At 34.8% G+C, this 22,237-nt stretch carries 10 protein-coding genes; 5 read left to right on the plus strand and 5 right to left on the minus strand.

Going from position 1 to position 22,237, the window contains the following annotated elements:
• Positions 1 to 29 precede the first annotated feature (29 nt).
• The gene (locus ABR854_RS24315) at positions 30 to 1,469 is read left to right on the plus strand and encodes a sigma 54-interacting transcriptional regulator (RefSeq protein WP_350268460.1); all 1,440 of its coding nucleotides are present in this window, start codon (positions 30 to 32) and stop codon (positions 1,467 to 1,469) included.
• Positions 1,470 to 1,546: 77 nt separating this feature from the next.
• Here ABR854_RS24315 and ABR854_RS24320 read toward each other — a convergent pair whose 3' ends face one another.
• From ABR854_RS24320 to ABR854_RS24330, 3 genes are all read right to left on the minus strand, one after another.
• Complete coding sequence (locus tag ABR854_RS24320; RefSeq protein ID WP_350268461.1) at positions 1,547 to 1,843, minus strand: hypothetical protein; 297 nt, start codon at positions 1,841 to 1,843, stop codon at positions 1,547 to 1,549.
• Between the two features lie 75 nt (positions 1,844 to 1,918).
• Positions 1,919 to 2,833 carry a ParB N-terminal domain-containing protein gene (locus ABR854_RS24325; RefSeq protein ID WP_350268462.1) on the minus strand — a complete coding sequence of 305 codons (915 nt, stop codon included), beginning with the start codon at positions 2,831 to 2,833 and terminating at the stop codon, positions 1,919 to 1,921.
• A 14-nt stretch (positions 2,834 to 2,847) separates the two neighbouring features.
• On the minus strand, positions 2,848 to 3,798 hold the full coding sequence (locus ABR854_RS24330) for a ParA family protein (protein ID WP_350268463.1): 951 nt from the start codon (positions 3,796 to 3,798) through the stop codon (positions 2,848 to 2,850).
• Between the two features lie 712 nt (positions 3,799 to 4,510).
• Between ABR854_RS24330 and ABR854_RS24335 the strand changes: the two genes are divergently transcribed.
• Complete coding sequence (locus tag ABR854_RS24335; RefSeq protein WP_350268464.1) at positions 4,511 to 5,899, plus strand: replication initiation protein; 1,389 nt, start codon at positions 4,511 to 4,513, stop codon at positions 5,897 to 5,899.
• Between the two features lie 355 nt (positions 5,900 to 6,254).
• On the opposite strand, the gene ABR854_RS24340 is transcribed toward ABR854_RS24335, so the two are convergent.
• A complete protein-coding gene (locus tag ABR854_RS24340) occupies positions 6,255 to 6,875 on the minus strand; it encodes a response regulator (RefSeq protein ID WP_350268465.1) in 621 nt (206 codons plus the stop codon).
• On the minus strand, positions 6,847 to 8,667 hold the full coding sequence (locus ABR854_RS24345; RefSeq protein ID WP_350268466.1) for a 7TM-DISM domain-containing protein: 1,821 nt from the start codon (positions 8,665 to 8,667) through the stop codon (positions 6,847 to 6,849). The genes ABR854_RS24340 and ABR854_RS24345 overlap by 29 nt, the downstream gene beginning before the upstream one ends.
• Before the next feature lie 455 nt (positions 8,668 to 9,122).
• Between ABR854_RS24345 and ABR854_RS24350 the strand changes: the two genes are divergently transcribed.
• The 3 genes from ABR854_RS24350 to ABR854_RS24360 all read left to right on the plus strand — a co-directional run bounded on the left by ABR854_RS24350 (position 9,123) and on the right by ABR854_RS24360 (position 22,213).
• A complete protein-coding gene (locus ABR854_RS24350) occupies positions 9,123 to 20,807 on the plus strand; it encodes a YCF48-related protein (RefSeq protein ID WP_350268467.1) in 11,685 nt (3,894 codons plus the stop codon).
• 13 nt (positions 20,808 to 20,820) lie between these two features.
• Positions 20,821 to 21,639: a 3-coathanger stack domain-containing protein gene (locus ABR854_RS24355; protein WP_350268468.1), complete on the plus strand. Its 819-nt coding sequence runs from the start codon at positions 20,821 to 20,823 to the stop codon at positions 21,637 to 21,639.
• 154 nt (positions 21,640 to 21,793) lie between these two features.
• Complete coding sequence (locus ABR854_RS24360; protein ID WP_350268469.1) at positions 21,794 to 22,213, plus strand: tetratricopeptide repeat protein; 420 nt, start codon at positions 21,794 to 21,796, stop codon at positions 22,211 to 22,213.
• Positions 22,214 to 22,237 lie beyond the last annotated feature (24 nt).

The raw sequence follows: 22,237 nt of genomic DNA on the forward strand, positions 1-22,237 counted from the left end.
TTATTGATTTATATATATCAAATATTGACATGAAAATTCTGGTTTCGTGGTACGCTTTTAATAACGATTTTGATAATGAGAAAAATGTAAACTTGCAAGGGCCAACCATGCAGTTTCATAAATATTTCTTTAAAGACTATGACCAGCATATTATTTTAACTTCCAGAGAAGAAAACGACGGAGACGCCTATTTGGATAAACTTGTTCGGGAGCTTACCCAGCAATATAAAGGACGAATCATAAAAAAGCAGTACATGGGCATCAATGATGTCATTGGTTTTCAGGAAGTAAAGACCAAAGTTGAAGCCTTGCTTCTTACTTATTCTACCGATGAAATTGATATTTTCTTTTCGCCTGGTACTTCGGTTATGCAATTGAGCTGGTTTGTGTGCCATCAGTCGCTTGGTTTAAATACAAGATTATTACAAACCCGTGAAGGTAAACATATCGGCAAGACCGAACCCGAATTGATAGAATTGAAAGTAGGACAATCGAGCGTGCCGATGTCGGCCACAATTGCCGAGCAAAACCAACGCAAAACAACTACTCAAACAAACTATTTGATTTCGGAAAGTATTCAGCGAATTTACGATAAAGCAAGTCTAATTGCCCAAACCGATAAAGTAACATGTTTGATTCGTGGAGAAAGTGGTACAGGAAAAGAACATTTGGCTCAATATATTCATCAAGAAAGTAGTCGAAACGGAAAACCTTTTACGGCGGTCAACTGCTCAGCAATGACCGATAATTTACTGGAATCAAGATTGTTTGGTTATGTGAAAGGGGCGTTTACCGATGCCAAAGAAGACAAAAAAGGAATTTTGGAAGAAAGTAATGGCGGCACGGTTTTCTTAGATGAAATCGGGGATATTTCACCGTTCATGCAGCAATCACTACTTAGGGTTCTGCAAAGCAGTGAAGTACTTCTGATTGGAGCAAGTAAAAGCAGAAAAGTAAATATTAGGATTATTGCAGCCACCCACAAAAACCTCGAAGCAATGTGCGAAGAAGGGACATTTCGATGGGATTTATACTATCGTTTATCGGTGGTTGAGCTTACACTACCAACGCTTCAAGAACGTGGAATTAACGAAAAACAAGACTTAATAGATTTCTTTTTAGGCAAAGTACAGCGAGACTTGAGCAAAAGCAAAAAATTAAAATTAAGTAAAGAAGCTAATCAGGTACTAATTGAGTATCCTTTCAGAGGAAATATAAGAGAATTAGAAAATGTCATAACGAACCTTTATGTCTTTTGTAACGAAGAAGTACAAATAAATGATTTACCTAAAAGGTTTACGCAGAAAGCCGTGAATAAAACACTTTCGTTTAATTGGCAAGAAACTGAAAAGGACTTGATTATTAGAGCCTTAAATTTTTATAAAGGAAACCAAAATAAAACTTATAAAGCCCTTGGTTATGGTTCGGTAAATACCTTGAAGAGTAAGGTAAAGGAGTATGAAATATAAGTTTGTGGTTTTTAAATTATTGCACTAAATTAGCATTAAAGTTGTAGGAATACAGAATAGCCTTGTACGTGTATGCGTCAAGGCTTTTTTATTTCTGCAATGATTCTTTTCAATTCGTCATTTTCATTGACATAGTGCTGCAATTGTCCTTTCAGATATGCCACTTGAGAAAGTAAGGCATCAACGGTGCGGTCTTCTTCATTCCACGGTGCAGCTTCATTGAGGTTTTTAGCTTGGTTAGCATAGCCACGACAAGTTGACGAACAATACTTGGCGGTCGAGCGATTGGCGAAATAAACAGTTCCGCAATACAAACAAGTTTTTTCAAAAACTTTAGCGTTATATTTGAATGTACTTCTATCTAATGTAGGCATAGTATAAATGGAAGAATATTAATATTATAATGTGATAATTGCGTTATAATAATATATATTTTTTAATAATACAACTTATTCCAAATTTTTAATTATCAGCTTTATTTCAGAAATAAGGTCTTTATATTCTTTTACGGTTAAATGCTCTGAATTTTGTTTCAATAGATTAATAATCTTGTTTTTCACAGCTGAGGGTTCAACAGTTTTCTTTACATTTTCTTGGTTCTGTCTTAGTTCGCCAGATTTCCCAAATTCTATCACTTCTGCTTTTGTTAAAGAAGACTTACCTTGTAAAACTTCAGCTCTTAATTTATCAGGTAAACTTTCAACACTTTTGGCAAAAAGTGCATCGTTTCTAATGGTCTTTTCTGAGATATTAAACTCTTTCGCTAAGTCTTGAGCAGTAGTAGTTTTTCCATAATGGTAAATTTTGCCATTATGGTTTTTTGTTTCATTTTGAGCACTTTCAGAGGCTTCATTTTCATAATGGTAAAATTTGCCATTATGCTCTTCACGCTCATATTTACCTTTCTCCTTTTTCAAAGAAATATATTTCAAACCTCTAAAATAGGATATTTGTTCGGGGTTCAGGTTTCTTCTGCCAAGCTGATGATTAATCATGTAATCTTTGGCCATATCCATTGTTTCAAACTTTAGTGGGTTTGAAATCTTGAAATCTATTTGATTTTTCTGGCAAATTTCATAACGATTGTGTCCATCTAAAATGACATAGATTGCTGTTTCATCTTCCGAGATTCCAGTCACCTTTTCGGTTGTTAGCCAAATCGTAAGAGGGTCTTTACAACCATGTTCAATTATATTATTTTCAAGTTGTTTATACTCTTCTTCACTCAGGGCGGGAATAAACCTTTTTAATTCATCTATAACCATGAGACTTTTCTTTATTTTCTCCTGTTCAGAAAAAACCGACACAGGCAAGTTTTGGGTTGCCTGATTAAATCCAGCCATAAAGTCAACTTTTTTAGCCATTGCTTTTATATAAATTAGATTGAAACAATTTCTTGTGCCAAAGCGGCATACTGCTGCGTTGGAGACGCCGTTGGAGCATACATAAACAAATCTTGCATAGCTAATTGCGACTGACGCACGGCGGTTGCATTTTCGATGATAGCATCAAATATTCGGAAATGCTTATATTCAGCTCGAATCTTTTCAATCATCAACTGATGAGCTGATTCAATATTTCGACCATTACGTTTCACCATCGTAAACAAGATACCCTTCACTGTTAAGGTTGGATTACTATATTCACGAATACTATAAATGATTTCAAAGAGCTTTTTCATACCATGATAAGTAGATGCTTCGGGCAAAAAAGGTATAATACAACTATCGGAAGCTACCAAAGCATTCTCGGTTAAAATTCCCAGTGACGGTGGGCAATCTATGAGTATATAGTCGTAGTTTTCACGAACAGTATTGATTCTTTTAGCCAATCGGCTATTGGCACTTACTGCCGCAATCAGTTCTTGCTCTCGTTCAGACATTTTAATGTCAGACGGCACTAAATCAAGATTATCTTGCAGATGAATAATCGGCAGTGGCTCATTTTCGAGCAAAGAATGAATGATTTGCTTATCAAAAGTAAATTGATTGAAACACTGAGTGGTATTTCCTTGTGAGTCCATATCAATCAATAAGACATTTTTACCCAATAAAGCAAGAGCTTTACCTAAATTAATGGTGGTAGTAGTTTTGGCAACTCCACCTTTATGATTGACCACTGAGATAACTTGTGCCTTTGTAGCTTGATTTTTAAAACCATACTTGCGTAAGATTGGCTCCAAAAGGCTACAATTTTTCTGATTAAGTACAATTTTCCCCTTTGTAGCCTTATTAAGTGTACTGGCAGGTAAACCAGCCTCCTTCTCCAACTGCGAATGGTTTAATGCTGGATTATTTTTTAAGAAAGTAATTATTTGCTCAGATGTCATAGAAGTAGCTTTAAAACAATGCAAATAAAAATCTATTTTTTTAGATAAGCAAATTGTTTTTTCCTAATTATTAGAATAAACAATTAAAACCTGGGATACTATTAAACGACTCAAAAGTGTATAAGTATGAATCTCAAATATGTAATACATAATTCAAAACGACTTTTATGGGGTGATTTAAACGGCTACAAATCGAATATGAGCTTTTGGTCTGAAAACCACAAAAACGACTTTTATAGGGTATAAATTAAAACTCTTTCAACAATAAAATACAAATAACAAAACCACAAAAACGACTTTTATGGGGTTTACCTTAAAACTTCTTTCAAGATTAGACAAAGTAACTAAATACTAATTTTTTGAAAAACGACTTTTATGGGGTTTTATAAAAACAAATAATAAAAATACAAGAACCTGTTTTGTTTATTTCTTTTTACTTTCTTAATCTTTATATTCTTTCAGCTGCTATAAAATACTGATAATCAATTATTTATAGATACGAAAACGACTTTTATGGGGTTTAAAACGACTTTTATGGGGTTTAAAACGACTTTTATAGGGTTTAAAAACGACTTTTATGGGGTTTAAAAACGACTTTTATAGGGTTTAAAACGACTTATAAAAATATTAGTCGTTTTTATGAATATTTCTCTTGGATTATTTATATTTTTGTGTGCTGTTCAAATACTTATAAAAGAAACTACCTGATTTCATGGAAGAAAGTAAAAGAGAAAAAGCCATCGAGGCAATTTCGAAAGACCCTAATAGAATCATTAAAACTAACCCAATTATTAATGCAAGGTTTGATATAACGACGGTACAGATGAAGGTATTTTTGAAAATCATCGCATCAATAGACCAAAGTAAAGATGATATTTCGGAAGTACAAATTTCGGTAGGAGAGTTGCAAAAGTTTGTGGGCCGCACATCAAAAAATATTCATAAATATCTTCAAGAAGAATTAGTAAAACTTAAACAAAGAAATATTTTTTATGAAGATGAGAATATCAGACTTGATACTAATCTATTAAGTTCAATTATTTACTACAAAAAACAAGGGTATTTTTCTTTCGAGATTCCAAAGGCATTGAAACCATTTTTGCTTCAAATAAAAGAAAACTTTACTGTTTTTGATATTCGGAATATGCTATTTCTTGAAAGTATTTATGCGATGAGACTTTATGAATACTGCAAGGAGTTTGAACGGTTTAAACATTTTGAAATTGATGTTGAAGAAATAAAAGAAAGATTTGGAATAGCTGATAGATATAAAAATTATTTCGATTTTAAATTGAAAGTTATTAATCAGGCTCGGACCGAATTAATGAAAAACTCGGAATTATACTTTGATTTCGATGAAATTAAAGAAGGAAAAAAAGTTGTACGACTTCGATTTACGATCATTAAGAATAATAAAGAAGTAACTAAAGATACTATTGAAATACTAAAAGAGGTAGATGAAAAAGTATTAGAGATTATTGATTTAGTAAAAATGTATGTTTCGGAATCGACGGTAAATACTTGGTTTGAAAAATATCCGTATGAGCAAATAAAAAAGGGAGTGGTTTATTCATTGAATCAAGCTAAAAATGGAGGTATTAAAGATGTTGGAGCCTACTTACAAAAAATGGTTGCTACAACCGACTTATTTGACCCGTCGGAAATAATAAAACAAGAACAGAAAAAGAAAAGAGAACAAGAGAAAGCCGCTTTGGTACAAAAAGAACAAGAGTTGACTATTGAAAATGCTAAGAATAAACTGAAAGCAGAATATTATGATGCAAAAAAAGATTTATCGGTCAGAATATTGACAAAAGAAGATGAGCTGAGTAAAAGGATTTTAGCACAATTAAAGACAGAAAATGAGCAAGAGTATAAGCCATTTTTGTCGGAAATGGCTCTTAAAAACTACAAATCGAACGAAAAATTTGAGGCAGAAAGTTTAGATGAGTTTCTTTTCAATGTAGATGAAGGTGGGAGTTTTGCAAGTTATGTGTTTGATTACCTCCAAAATAAGTATGGAAATGCCTACCAAAAACTTAGACAAGAGTTTTTACCGAAAGCCAGTAGGGTAGGAGTGAGGAATGATGAATTGGTGTAAAGATGGTATGTAGGCTTTAAGTCTTGTCTATTACATATGACTCGACGGTGTTGGCCTACTTAGGCAGCTATTTTCCGCAATATATCATCAATATTGATGTATATTGCAAATGTGTTATCTTTTAGCATAGTATTTTGATTTGTCGTGATTTCAAAATTAATATTTTGTTATAGATAACACGTTTTTATAGGTAGCAACTTGATTTAATTAGTTAATCATAGTCTTGATTTTCATAGAATTTGCAAAAAAAATCTACGATCGAATTACCAACAAAAATATCAAATTTCGGAATTACGTTTTGTGGAACAACCTTCATACTTTCAATGTCGGTACGGTGTAATAGAAATATTACTACTCAAATGTTATTATCAAGAGCAAATTTGAGTAGCTCTGTTAATTTAGAAATTGAGAGTTTAAAATAGATATTTTTTCGATGCGTTTTGACGGTTTCGAGACCCAGAAATAGTTTCTCGGCAATTTCGGTAGTATTCATACCATCTTTAATCATCCTTATTATCTCGATTTCTCGTGGAGTCAACGAAAATTGTTTTACAAAAAAATCATCTTGGTGAGGGCTTGGTCGGAGTTGATTTAGTTTTTGGTCATAATAATTTTCACCATTCAGTACACTATCAATACCAAGGATTAATTCCTCTTTGGTTGAGTTTTTTAGTAAATAACCATCAACTTTTAATTGTTTCGACTGCTCAATAAACCGTGGTTCGGTGTACATAGAAAGGAAAATAATCTTGATAGTTTCAAATGATTTTCTTAGCTCTGTTGCCAAATCAAAACCATTAATTGAGGGTAAATTTATATCCAGTAAAATCACATCGGGTCTTGTGACCATAACGATTGTCAGTACATCTTTCCCATCAAATACTTGCCCGACTATGTTGTAGTGGTCAGAGATAAGTTGTTTTACACCTTCATTAAATAGTGTATGGTCATCTGCTATTAGCAGTCTGGGCTTCATTATTCTTTACTTTTAAGGGTAATTCTATAATTACTGTCGTACCTTTAGCACTCGAATCAATTTCGAGCTTTGCCCCTAAAAATTCGACCCTTGAATTTATATTCTTTAGACCAATTCCCCAATTATTTTTTTCAGATTTTATTCCGATGCCGTCATCTTCGACCAAAATTTGTAGAGATTCTTTATAATAAATTAACTGAACAATAGCATTTTGAGCTTTAGAATGTTTCAGAATATTGTTGATTAATTCGGTAATTATTCGATAAATATTTAGTTTAATATCTTGATTTAATCGTTGCTTTTCTCCGAAATTGATAAAAGTGAATTTTATTTTTGACACATTCTGTACCCTATTAATAGTATTTTGTATTGAAATGATGAGCCCATCGTTTTCGAGTTCTGGAGGAGAGAGATTGCGAGAGATATACCTTAAATCTTCAATGGCTTGTTCCACCAAATTAATTGCCTCTTGACTGACTTTTTCGTTGGCTATCTTTCCTTTGATTGCTGAAAGAGTTCCACCCAAATCATCGTGTAAGTCTCTTGCAATGCGTTGGCGTTCGGATTCGACGGCTTTAATAATTTTTAATTGGGATAAATTTAGTTCATTGGATGTGTTTTTAAAATTCCGAAATAAAATCAACATGGCAGCTACACCTAAACTAAAAAATTCATAAATAGGAATGATATATTTGAGGTGGTATAAATTAAAATTAGATATAAACGAGAAGTGAATAGCTTCCGAAATACTCAGATGTATAAAAGTTTTTAGTAAATAAGGGGGTAGAATTACGAATAGAAATACAGGAGCATTTCTACTTTTATTTACAATCGCCCATAACAAACTTCCTATGCTAAGGACTAAAAAAAAATAGTAAATGAATAAAGTTGCTTTATTATGATAAACGCCATAAGGAATAAAAATAATAAGAAGAATAGTAGTTATATAGAACAGAAGTGTTGTCTTTTCAATTTGTCGTTTCCCGATAAAATTGTAGTTATTTTCATTTTCTTCTTGAAGTAGTTTTATCAAAAATAAAAAGGAAAATATTGAAGAAGTGATACTACTTATGGCCAGCCATTTTATATCGCCGAGAATGCTGGGTGCATAGTTAGCCAGAAATCCCTCCAAATTGAGCGAGTAAACGAGATAACTGATCAAGTAAATGAGTAAATATAAATAAAGTAGGCGTCTAAATAGACATAAAATCAAAAATAATATACTGATAAATATTAAATTGATAATAGTTGTGCCATAAAAAATAGTATCAAATTTTTGCTGCTCTAATACAAACTGATGTGGCGAATATAGATAGATAGGAGTGAATAAAATTCCACCTGAACCTTCCAACGAAATTAATACAGTTTTTTCTTCAAGTGGTAGAATTGTGATGGGGAAAGTAAAATAACGGTCAAAGATTGGTTTTTTTGCTATTGGTGTTGTCCAATTGAGAACTTTACTTTGATAAACGAGTGAGTCTTTGTCAAGTATATGGTATTGGAAATATTCTAAATAAACAATGTCGACATGGATAATGATGGTTTTAGCGTTTTTTTGAGAGTTTTTGATACTAAATTTTATCCACTGCCTTCCACCACTATGCTGAAAGTTTATTTCTTCTGATTTTACCAATTCCCCTTCTGTATTGATGAATTGTTTCCAAGTAGTTTTAGGCTCTTGATTTTTGAAAATAACTACATCAAAAGCTTGTCCATTGTTATTATTTATTTCGACTACGCTTGGCGAATTTGCCAATAAACTGATTGGCATTAGCAAAAGTAGCAGTAACAATAGTTTTATGTTGAATATTTTTATCCTTGGAGGATAATCAGATTTGAGATTTATCACTTTAATCATCATCAATGACCTTGATATTATTTATTCATTGTCTAAAAATAATAATAAATGGCTGTTTTATAGAGAAATCTTGTACCACTCGCTTTAAAATAATTCAAAAATATACTATTTAGACAGTAGATAAAATACCCCGAAAGGGGGATTGACTACGCAGGTATTTTTAATGAAACTTTGTTAAATAATAAATTCATAAAAAAGCATTAAGTAAATATACTTTGATAAAATAGTGGAAAACGGTAAATTTTAATTTAAAGTGGAGAGATGATAAATCCATAAGATAATTTATAAGAAATCATGCTTCAAAACTAAAAATTAAGTAAGACAAAATACCTTCTACCCAAACTGTTTTATTCACTTACACTAAATGTGTTCTGCTAAACTATATTTTAATGAAAAATAATAATATCTTTTTTTGTATAACATTTATATTTTTACTTACTTCATTACAGACATGGGGTCAGTGTCCACCAACTGCTTCTGTGACAGAAATAGGTCCTTATTGTGACGGTGAAACATTACATGTAAATTTGTCACCAACTAATGGTCTTCTTGTTGGACCAGGAGTAAGCAAAAGTGAGTCCGGTATTTATACAATAAATACAAGAATTGCAGGTAGTGGAAATCATACATATAATTATTCAATTAATGGAAGTGGTAATTATTTATTCCAACGAAATATTTCATTTCAATCTACTTTTTTAAATATTACGGGTACAAACATCAAGACTACACAATCCCCTGATAACGGGAGTGAATGGGACGATGTCTTATTTGGAGCTTTTCCAATTGGGTTTAATTTTCAATTTTTTGGTAATAACTTCACTGAATTCCGTATTGGGACAAACGGATTTATTACCTTTAGTAATCAAGGAAGCGGATATAGTGGTTTAGGTCCATATTCTATACCAAATAACACAATACCCAACAATCTTATTGCCTTTGCATGGTCTGATTTAGTGGTAGATAACCAATCAACACTTGAATATATTACTACTGGAAATGCACCAAATAGAAAATTAGTTGTAAATTTTTTTAATGTAAAATTTTATGGTTCGACTACTACCCCTAATGAGAGAATTTCAGTTCAAATTCAGCTATTAGAGACTTCAAATACCATAAGAATTGTAAATATTAGGAATCTACCTGAAGAAGGTAAGTTTATGACTTTAGGTATTGAGGATAGTAACGGTAACTATGGAGTTTCGTCAGTAGATTTTAATAACAAATCTAAAAATACATATTCTTTGATTAATGAAACTGTTGAGTTTTCAGTCGCACCTTTGTGCGAAACTAATACAACTACCTTTAGTATTTTTGTAAAACCTAATCCTACAATTCCAATTATACGAGCAAACAAGACGTTACTCTGTAATGGAGATGTAGCTATTTTAAGTACAAGCTGTGGAGCTGAGCAAGTAAATTGGAATAATGGGGCAACAGGTAATCAGATTACTATTTCTCAAGAGGGTATATATTCTGCATGGTGTTCTGAAAATAATTGTATTGGAGAAGCATCAAATGCAATTGAAATAAAAAAACTATCTAAACCAATTATATATAGTAATAAAACCGTTGTTTCTAATCAGCAAATGGCAACATTACAGGCTCAAAACTGTCCATATAGCGTAATATGGAATAATGGGCAAATTGGAAATTCAATAGTTGTATCTACACCCGGTAACTATCGTGCTATTTGTTCAATTAACAGCAATTGTCAAAGTGATTCAAGTAATCGAATTACACTTTTAGATGCTTCTCAGCAGCAAATCTCAATCAATTCTCCCCCTTGTTTGTCTAATAACCCAATATTTACTGCTCCATACTTTCCTGTTGTTTGGCAACGGGGAGATAGTGCATATTATTCTTATAACAGTTATAATATGTCTCCCATACCATCTGATTATGGAAAATATAATGCCTCTCTTCCTCAGTTCAATACATTTGGAACCTGGAATACAATAAATCCAAGACCCGAACTAAACTCAATATTTTTTCTAAATGAACTAACCGGATGGGCAGTAGGAAATAATGGAGTTATTATGAATACAACTAATGGGGGTACAAATTGGAATTATCAGAATAGTGGAAGTTACGGTAATTTTAATCAAGTATTCTTTATCAATTCTTTACGAGGTTGGATTGTTGGTGTACAGGGAGTTTTGTTAGAGACTTTTGATGGGGGATTAACATGGATTAAAAACGAAAATCCTGCATTACCTAAAACAGATATTATATCTGTTTATTTTGTAAATGAAAATGTTGGATGGGTAGTTGGTTTAGAATCGAAAATTTTATACACTTTCGATGGAGGTATAACTTGGAATGTACAACTCAGTAATCAAAATGAATTGCTTCATCATATTCAATTTACAGATGAAAAAACAGGGTGGATTACTGGCTATAAAACAGGTGAAACTTCTGTTTACAGAACCAGTGATGGTGGCTCTACATGGATTAAAAAAATTATCAATAATGAAGCCAATCCAAGTGACATACACTTCCTTGATGATTTGAATGGTTGGTTAGTAACCTACAATGGACATGTTTATAGAACCATTAATGGTGGAGCAGACTGGAATATAATTTCAACAATCACGTCTTCACAGTTACTCAGAATAAGAATGGTGGATTTCAATATTGGATATCTTAGTTCTAATATTGGAATCTATAAAACCACAAATGGGGGTTCAACTTGGAATTTAACTTCCGATTTGCCCCAACGAATTTATAAAGATACATACTTCCAAAATTCATTGACAGGATGGGTTGTTTCGTCTGATGGTACTATTCGAAAAACAAGCAATGGAGCAAATACTTTTACTACTCAATTAACACCTTCTTTTGCTACACCATTGCTTGCTTCAACTGATTTTAAAGCAACTAGCTTCTTTAATAAGAATAATGGCTGGCTTGTTAGTACTTCTCAATTTGGATTTCCAAATAATGGTACTACTCATACCGTTTATAAAACAACAAATCAAGGTTTAGATTGGGTAAGTACCTCCAACTTAACTATTAAGTCTGTTAATGATATCACTTTTTCAACGCTTGATGTCGGCTGGGTAGTAGGTAAAAATGCTTCTGACAGACCTTTGATTCTCAAAACTATAAACGGAGGAACAACATGGAGCAGTAATTATGAGCCAACAAACATTTCAGGGCAAATTAATAAGATTCTATTTATTAACTCATTTGCGGGGTGGGCTGTCGGAAGTAATGGGCTAATTGTTAAAACAAATACTATAGACCCCTGGACAATTCAAAATAGTAGTACGACACAAGAACTTAAAGACGTTTTTTTTCTCAACACATCATTTGGATGGGTAGTAGGAAATAATGGAACTATTCTTAGAACAGCAGACGGTGGGCAAAATTGGGTGCCTCGAGGCGGCCAAACTACTATAGCTAATCTAAACGCAGTATATTTTGTTAATTCTTCATTGGGTTGGGCAACTGGTGAGAATGGAACTTTACTAAAGTCAACTAATGGTGGACTCAATTGGAGTTTAATAAATGTAAATTGGAGTCAAATAGATTCTTCGAACCCATTATTAACATCGCCAAATTTTAAAAATATATACTTCTCAACACCTGCAAATGGCTGGATAACTACCTCATCTGGGATCATTCTACAAACTGATGATGGCGGTACAACCTGGCGAATATCTTTAAATTTTACAAATCAAATAACAGATTTATATTTCTCAGATGGGGGTAACGGTTGGGTTGTTGGTAACAACTCAAGCTTGCTTCAATACAAAGCAAAATTAACAGGGACATATGTAACCAACTCTATTTCACTAAGTGATTTACCTCCTTCCATTTCCATTTCGGCCGTACCTGCGAATAAAGTATGTGCCAGTACGCCAGTTACATTATCTGTTCAAAACTGTGGAGGTGGAACAGTTGTTTGGACTTTAAACTCAACGACAGTTGGAAATGGTCCAAGTTTATCTATTATTCCACAGTCAACAGTTGCTTACACCGCCACATGTACTACCCCTTCTTGTCCTGGTAGCCGGTCAGCATCATACACAATTGAAATAGGTAACCCTGTTAATATTGTTAAAATATGGGATAAAACTTTTGGAGGAACACTTCGTCAATCACCAACGTCTATTGGTTTGTTAAAAAATGGTGATATTTTTGTCTCTGGTTATTCGGATTCACCCTCTCGAACAACTTACCCTCAAAAGGCTGAAACTTCTCTCAATTGGGATCACTGGCTTACACGAATAAACTCTGCTGGGACTCAAACTTCAGAAAAGACACTCTCTGCAAATGCTTCAGATATTTTAGTCAAAACATTCCCACAAGCAGATGAGGGTTATGTTTTTGTTGGATATTCAGCATCTGACAAAGGTGGCTATAAAGAACAAATTCCTCAAGGTAGTTATGACTACTGGATTTTCAAAACGGATAAAAATTATGAATATCAGTGGGGTAGCATAATTGGTGGAACTGGGGAGGATGACTCTCAAGCAGCCATTCAGTTAAGCGATGGAGGATTTCTAATTGGAGGGTTATCGCTTTCTGGCAGTGGAGGAACGAATGACCCTGCAAATCAAAAATATAGTAAAACTTCACCAAGTTATGGAGGCCAGGACTTTTGGTTAGTAAAAGTTGACCAAAATGGAAAAAAAGTGTGGGATAAATCGTTTGGTGGTAGTGGCGATGAGATACTCCAATATCTATTAGAGACATCTGATGGGAATTATCTGGCAGTGGGATGGACAAATTCAGGTAAAAATGCTTCTGGTGGTAAGGAAACTGATAATATCAATAAAAAAGACTATTGGATTATTAAAATAGATAAAAATGGTAATCGTATTTGGGATAAGACATTAGGGGGATTAGAAGATGACTATGCATCATTTGCTATTGAAACAGATAACAATTCGTACCTAATTGCGGGGTCATCAAATTCACCCATATTAGCTGGAAATGGGTACAAAAATGTAGGAACCAATGGTTTGGACGATATTTGGCTCATCGAACTAAGAAGTAATGGAGAGGTTATAAGGGAAAAAAATATGGGCGGAACTGGCGATGATTATCCAGCCACGATGGTCAAAACCACTGACAACAAGTACCTAATTGGTGCAAGATCTAATTCTAATATTTTTACTGGCAATAAGACCGAAAATTCTTACGGTAATTTAGACACTTGGGTAATTAAACTTGACAGCGACTTGAATATCCTTTGGGACAAAACTTATGGAGGAACAGGAATTGATGCGGTAAAAGAAATGATTCTTTCGCAAAACAATGAATTAATAATTGCAAGTGAGTCCGTTTCTCCGATGGGAGGAAGCAAAAATGCGGCAAAAATCGGTGAAAGAGATTTTTGGATTCAGAAATATTGGCTGCCAACACCACCAAAAATATTTGTTGGGAATACTAATATTTGTAATGGAGAGTCTACTCAAATAGAAGCATTATATTGTCCTGGAGAAGTCAGCTGGTCGAATGGTATGACGGGAAACGTTATAACTGTTAAACCTTCCATTACCACTACTTATTCTGCCACTTGCTCTCATCAAGGAATAACGAGTTGCTCATCACAAACTGCAATAATAAATGTTTGTCAATCTGGAAGTCAATCTACATTTGGATATACTGCTGGAACTTTTCAAGCTACTGATGGTGGTGCAGCAATCTACAGTATACCAATAGTACTTCCATCTGGTTCAGCTGGAGTAAAACCTGAACTTGGTATTGTTTACAATAGTCAAGGAGGAAATGGCATTTTAGGGGTCGGATGGAATCTGGATGGATTACAGTCTATAAATAGGTCTTCCAAAACAAGAGCACAGGATGAAGCATTTGATGTGAGTAGAAATTCTGCCATTGGAGTCAGCCTTACAAAAGAAGATAGATATGCTTTAAATGGAAGTCGTTTGGTTTTAACTCCGAATCATATACAGAATACTGCTGTTCTCAATGCGAACTATGGAGCCAAAGGAACAGAGTACTATACAGAACAAAATCAATTTATACGTGTCTCTATTCCTGACACTTTGGGTAATGGAGCCCCAAGTTATTTCATCGCCTATACAAAAGATGGTCTTATTTTGGAATTTGGAAATACATTTGACTCAAGAATAGATTCAAAAGAGGGTATTCCAATTACGTACCTACTCAATAAGGTTTCTGATAGAAACGGCAATTACATACTTTATACCTACGAGAAAGAAATTGGTGGAAACGTTTCAACTTATCCTTATGGCAAGATAAATACCTATCCTAAGAAGATTGAATACACTGGTGGAGTATCATTTTCTCCTTATAACAGAATTGATTTTGAATATATACCAAGACAAGATAAACAGTGGAGTTTTATAAAAGGTACTTACCTTGGTGGTGGGGATAAACTACTTTCGAAGATAAAAGTATCGGCCAAAAATCAACAGGGAACAACCTATGTAGAAGTGCGACGCTATGAACTGTCATACACTACAAGTAAGTTTACAGGTAATTCTATTTTGAGTCAGGTCAAAGAATGTGCCGACACATTATGCCATGAGCCTACAATTTTTAAATGGCAAAATGAAGATAAAAATGCGACGGATTATACATTCAAAGAGTTGAATTCAGCTAATGGCCCTTTTCAGATAGACGCAAATTACATTAAAAACAGAATAAGACTTTTTGGTGATTGGGATGGTGATGGAACAAATGATTTATGCCTTGTTGATACAGCAAGTACATTAGGTAATTTTACATTTTATCTAAATAGATATCCAAATACTCTCCCAAATTCTCTCCCAAATGGTCAAACTATAACTGTTAATTTTAAATTAAAACCTTATCAATTTCGAACTGTCGATTTTAATGTAGATGGGAAAACAGATATTCTTTTTTGGAATAAAACTTCAGGAGATTCTAAGTTAATTCTTTTGGGTTATAGTGGAGGAATTAATGTCCAAACTGTACTAAAAAATGTAAATGAATTTATTCCTGCTTCAGTTGCAAACGGCGATACCTTACATCTCCATTTTTTCAAAAATAGAGAAATTGAAATAACCGATTGGAATCAAGACGGAATTACGGATTTAGTTAGTCTGAAAAAGACAGGAAGTTATTATAATAAAAGTGGAGACAGTGATATTTGGCTTCAAACTAAACCACCAACTTATACAGGTGGAAATAGCATAGGACTACCCGTAATGGAGAAGATGACCTCCATGAAAATTCCAGACTTGTTCAATACTCAACCCTACAATAGAGTACAAATTGTTGATTTTAATAATGATGGATTGAACGATGTTTGCCTACTTGATACTGCTACTGCATTTATCACTATTTACAAAGCTAATTCTATCAAAATAGCTGAGGGGGTATATGATAATGACTCCCTCAAGTTTAGAGGTCAAGACCCAATTTACTCGGTTCAGTTAGATACAAATCCGATTCGATACAATTGGAGTCCGCTACAAAATAGATTTATCGAATACAATAATCAACCATTTAATTTTTATAACCGTCCTTTTTTGGTTACTGATGCAAATGGAGATGGCTTACCTGATATTGCCGTCAAAATGTCAGAAACATCGTATCAATTTCAAATTTCAACAGGTGATTTTAGATTTTTTGAAGAACCTTATAAGCTAAATGTAGCACATACAGCACAAGGCGGTGATAGTACTGTAGATTTAACAGACTTCAATAATGACGGTCAGGTTGATATACTCTTTTATAATAGAGCTGGATTAGCTGGTAGTTCAGTACGCTTGGGTGGTTTTGACCGTCAGAATATTGACTTATTTAATCCTTTAGACCCTTCTTTATTGGCTGATAATGCGGTTAGTTTCTTTTTTGGTAATTATTCAAAAGGAAATTTGAATGACTTGCTATTTTACAAAGTTGATGGAACAGCTTTAACGAGTAAAATATATAATAATAATTTGACTAAATCCGATATCATCAATGTAATTCAGGAAGGGTCTGGCCAAGAAATTACTATTACGTATAAAACACTTAAAGACCCTTCGGTTTATACACGTACAAATACACAATTCAAATATCCACTTTTTGAATTTACAGCTCCTATCTCGGTGTTATCTTCTGTACGTAGTAAAGATGGAATTGGTGGCTTTGTTTACACAGATTATTTCTACGAAGGAGCATTTTCACATTCCGCTGGACGAGGATTTAGAGGCTTTTCAAAAGTGGTTACCAAAGACCGACAACGAAACACTTTTGATATTAAGTTTTACACTATTGATGCGAATAAATGGTGGTTGGCTGGCCAGCCTTATCGCACCGAATTGCGTAAAGATGACCCAGCCAATGGCCAATTACTTTCACTGTATGAGGCTACTTTTGAAGCAATACCTTATACCATTTCAACCGTTTCGGGTAATTACTTAAAGGCCCGAAGTTATTATACCTATGGAAAAGTTTCGGTTGCTCGTACCTATGACCTAAATACAACTTCACAAATTAACTCCACTACCAGTAGGGTAACTCAGGATAGTTATGGTAATAGTTTAAGAGTAGTGGTTGACCACGGTAATGGGGTTAAAGACTCTACTATTAGCCAATACACCGACAATGTGTCCAACTGGATTTTAGGCCGATTAACTCGTAGTACCGTTTTCCGAGCTTCACCCGGTAAACCTACATCTGTCAGAACTGTTGGATTTGAATATAATGCTACTACAGGACAACTAACTAAAGAAATTACAGACCCAGATTCTGTTGTGCAAATTAAAAGAGAAGTAATCTACTCACATGATAATGCAGGGAACATCACTCAAACTGAGGTAAAAGCATGGAATGGAACACAAGTTGAGAGTAGAATTACCCAAACACAGTTTGATACTCAAAAACGCTTAAAGCTTAGAATCATCAACCCACTTGGGCATGAGATTCTTACTTCTTTTAATGTGTCAACGGGCTCAATTATCACTAACACAGACATTAATGGCCTGACAGATACCTACGAACATGATGCTTTTCAGCGAATTGTAAAGGTAACTGATCCAACTGGTGTAGAAAGCATTGAGCGAATATACAGGGCTGGAGCTACTTGGAATAGTCCTACACTTGCCAAATTTGTGATGTACAAAAAACGGGGTAATTCACCCGCCGTTTTAGAACATTATGACATCTTGGGTAGGATGATTCAGATGGATAAAATCAATTTCTCTGGTAATACAATCTCGTACAAAATAGCTTTTAATAACAAAGGAGAGAAAACTACAGAAATTGGCCCTGGTATCAATAAACTCTACCAATACGACTTAATGAGTAGAGTTATTCGAACAACTGATTATGGAGAAAACAATTCTTACGAATATTTAGGCAATCAAACGACGGTTACAGATATCAAAGGGCGTAAACGTATCATCGAAAAAAATAGTCAAGGGCAATTACTAAATAGTCGTTGGGAGTCTTCAAACGGCACCATTGCGAACCATCATATCAACTATGAATATGATGAACGTAACAATCCGACACGGGTAGTGGGGAACGACAGCTTAGAATTAAAAAACTTCTATGATGCCCGAGGTTACAAAATAAAAATGGAAGACCCCGTAATGGGAACGTACCGCTATGAAAATAATGGCTTTGGTGAAATGACGAAACAAATTGACCCTAAAGGTAATGTCATTACTATGGAGTACGACAAACTGGGTCGCGTAACCAAGCGAACCGAACCCGAAGGAGTCACAACTTACATTTATGATGTAGATGGTGTTAATGGCAAGGCCAAAGGGAAACTGACGCGTGTAACGGGATATGGAGGTATTGTGTATGCTTATACATACGATAATTTTGGTCGAACTATCACAGAATCCAAAACAATTAATACAGTAAATTATACAACATCTTACCAATACACCCCCGATAGTAAATTAGATAGAATTACCTATCCATCAGGTTTAGTAGTGAAGCATGAGTACAATACTCAAGACTATCTATATATTGTAAGAAGAGTATCCGACAACAAAGTATTGTGGCGAGCCAAAACCACCAATGCAGTAGATAATATTCTTTCAGAAGATATTTATGAAAAAAGTAATGGACAAAATGCTGTGCTTAGACATACGTATGCTTACGCCGCAGACCTAAGTAATGTTACTCAATACCAGACTTTCCTGCCCAATGATACCGGAACCCCAAGGATAAACAATCAGCTTACCTACGATAACCGTTATTTTATTAGTTCGGTATCAGAAACTATTTATAACAATGCGGCTCAAATTATACGTACAGGTAGTACCAACTATACGTACGATGATCTGGACCAGTTAACAGCCGTAAGTCCCAATATTGTTTTTCCTGTTTCTGGACAAGCTGAGAATACTGCCACCACAATGAAATATGATATCTATGGCAATATTTTAAGTAAATCGGATGTAGGAGACTATATCTACGATAAAAACACGCTCAATGGCCCACGTTACCTAACTCGTATCGATTTAGTGAATCCAGCCGTTTGTGTGCCTTCCTTTAAGATTACGACCGAATATACTTCTTTTAATAAGGTAAAACGCATTGCCAATGATAGCTCTTACGCAATCATTACTTATGGCCCTGATAGAGCAAGGGTAATGCAGCAACTTTTTGTAAACAATAAACTTACTAAAACCAAGATATATGTAAGTAGTCTATATGAAGTAGAGCTTGTGGGCAACCAAACCAAAGAAAGCAGCTATATACGTGGGGGTAGTGGAGTTATAGCTGTAGAAAATAAAGTTGGTACAGCACGAAATATACAACTATGGGTAAAAGACCATGCTAATAACCTCGTAGCAGTGGTAGATACCAATGGTTCTATTCTACAACATCTGCGATACGATGTATGGGGCCGACGAATGAATGCTGAGACTGCTGGCTATGCCGATGACAACGCTCAGTATATCAACGACAGGGGCTTTACGAAGCATGAGCATCTTGATTTGTTTCAGTTAATCAACATGAACGGGCGTATTTATGACCCTGTGATAGCAAGATTTATTTCACCTGACCCATTTATTCAAGATGCCTTAGATTTACAGGCCTATAACAGATATGCCTATGTGCAGAATAATCCGGTCATGTTTACTGACCCAAGTGGTTATTTTAAATGGAAGAAAATTTTCAAAGCATTTGATAGTGCAGTTGATTTTGTAGCAAGCAAAGCGGCTAAGGTAATCGCTATTAACTATTATCCTCAGTTAAAGCAGGCTTATCATTCGGCTAGGGTTTTGGCTAAAGTAATGGATAGTAAAGTAATGCCATCTTTTGTTAAAGAACATTGGCGATTTGTGGTTACAACGGCTGCGACAGTAGTTGTCGGAACCGTTACTGGTTCTGGTGCGGCAGCTGGATTTACAAGTGGCTTTTTAAGTTCAACATTTAACGGAGGAAGCTATAACGATGCTGTAAAAGCAGGTACCAAAGGAGCTATTTATGGCCAAATAACTGCATCTTTGACTTCTTTTGTAGCAGGAGCGACTAATGGGATTCAAAATGGACTAGTTCAAAGTGGAGCAAAGGCTGCAGGGCATGCCGCTGTACAAGGAACGATGGCAGAAGTTCAAGGCGGTGATTTTTGGCAAGGTGCAGCAGCTGGAGCGATATCTGGAGCGGCCTCATCAAATATTGATAAAGTTATGGCTGGTGATATCTCTTTTACCGCATCTGCCACTCGTGTAGGTATTGCTGCCGTTTTAGGAGGTACAGCATCTGCACTTAGTGGAGGAAAATTTGCTAATGGAGCTATGGCTGGTGCTTTTGAGAGGATGTATAATGGGGAAGCCAGTTTAATCAAGAATGCTAGAAACGCGGCAACTGTAGTTAGGGATAAAGCATATGATCAGGGGGTAGGCGAATTTGCTAAAGCAGGAATAATTGAAGGTGCTGCCACTCGTGGAGAACAAAGTTTAAGGCCTTATATAAGGGCACTAGATGCTTTGAAGTGGGTTGGAAGAGCATCTATGGTGTATGACATATTTTTTGATGCTACATTAATTGACCCTAAAGGGACAATGGACAAACCTGAATACACAAAGCAATTAAAAAGTAAAGATTTCGCTCCACAAGCAAATACAGACGCCTTACCAATTCCTATACTACATTAAAACAGATTTGTCAATGAATGATTCAACATTAAAAAACATAATTTTGTTAGTTAGCCTATTAAAGTTTTACCCATCTATAGCTCAAAGTCATTATGACTTCGTGTATGATGCAACTGGCAATCGTATCGCCAAAGAATTAGTGGGTAATGCCCGAATTCCAACCATTACTGGAGATACACTTGCCTGTGCAGGTCAGAGTAAAACCTTCACGGTTTCTCAAGCGAATGTATCAAGCTACAAATGGGATAATGGAGCTACAACTCAAAGCCTCAGCTTTGTGGCAGATAGCAGTCGCTACCGTAAAGTGACAGTAACCTACACCAATGGTTGTCAAAATACTGGTAGAAGGTGGATACAAGTAAATAATCCCAGTATAGGTAATTTGGTGGGAAGTACTTCTGTTTCACTTAATCAAAGTTTAAGTTACAGCCTTACAGATTATACTCCCTCTGAAAATTACAAATGGGAAATTGTAAATGGTTCTATTACAAGTAGTACTACCACAGCACCCATAAATGTAAGTTGGAATGTAAACAGTACACCATCTTCCCTTATGGTAACTCGCAAAGTAGGCAGCTGTTCAAACACTAAGACATTTCCTATAACTGTAAGTGGCACAACACCTTGTGCCAACAACTCGCTGGTATTGGTCAATCCTACGAATAATCAAAGTAGTGGAGCAACCACATTCAAAGTAGGTCAAACCATTGGAGCCACTAATAAATTAACCGGAGGAAACACAGGCTACATTGCTGGTAAATCCATTACGCTTAGTCCAGGGTTTGAGGCAAGAGCTGGCAATTTTGTTGCTCAAATTGCAGGATGTAACTAACGTTTTTTATAAAGAGGCCATTTTTTGTTTCATTTTTAACATTAAGTGGGTACACTTTTGATATAACTCTATTAGAAAATAATATTCTCTAAATATATTTGCGTCATGTTGTCCCCTAAGAATTTTTCCATTAAAGAAGCCATAAAAAAAGCTGGTGGATACAATACTGGTAGTATTTATAAGCTTGGTAAAGCCTATTTTTGGGGGTGGGATACAGATAAAGATTTCACAAAAGAGTGAATTATGGAGAGGTGCGGGGGCATGGCACGAAGAAATTGGCGGTATTAATAGTGAAAATGACTTGAAAATCAGTGAATTAGAGGCCTATAGAGGCGACCCTCGTTCTATGTTATTTTTGGGAGAAATCTATTATCACGGTTTAGGAGTTAAAGAAAATATGTATGTTGCTCTTGATTGGTGGAGTCGTTCGGCTCATAAAGGCGAATCGGATGGCATGTATTGTTTAGGGTGGTATTTTTGGCATCATAATAATTTAAAAATTGCACGAAAATGGTTGAATAAAGCAGCTAAACAAAAACACTCTGCCGCTATAGCCGATTTAAAAAAAATGTAGAATTAAAGTGGATTTTTTTTATAA

Origin of the sequence: Emticicia sp. W12TSBA100-4 (genome assembly GCF_040253585.1) — a bacterium.
Taxonomy (GTDB): Bacteria; Bacteroidota; Bacteroidia; order Cytophagales; family Spirosomataceae; genus Emticicia.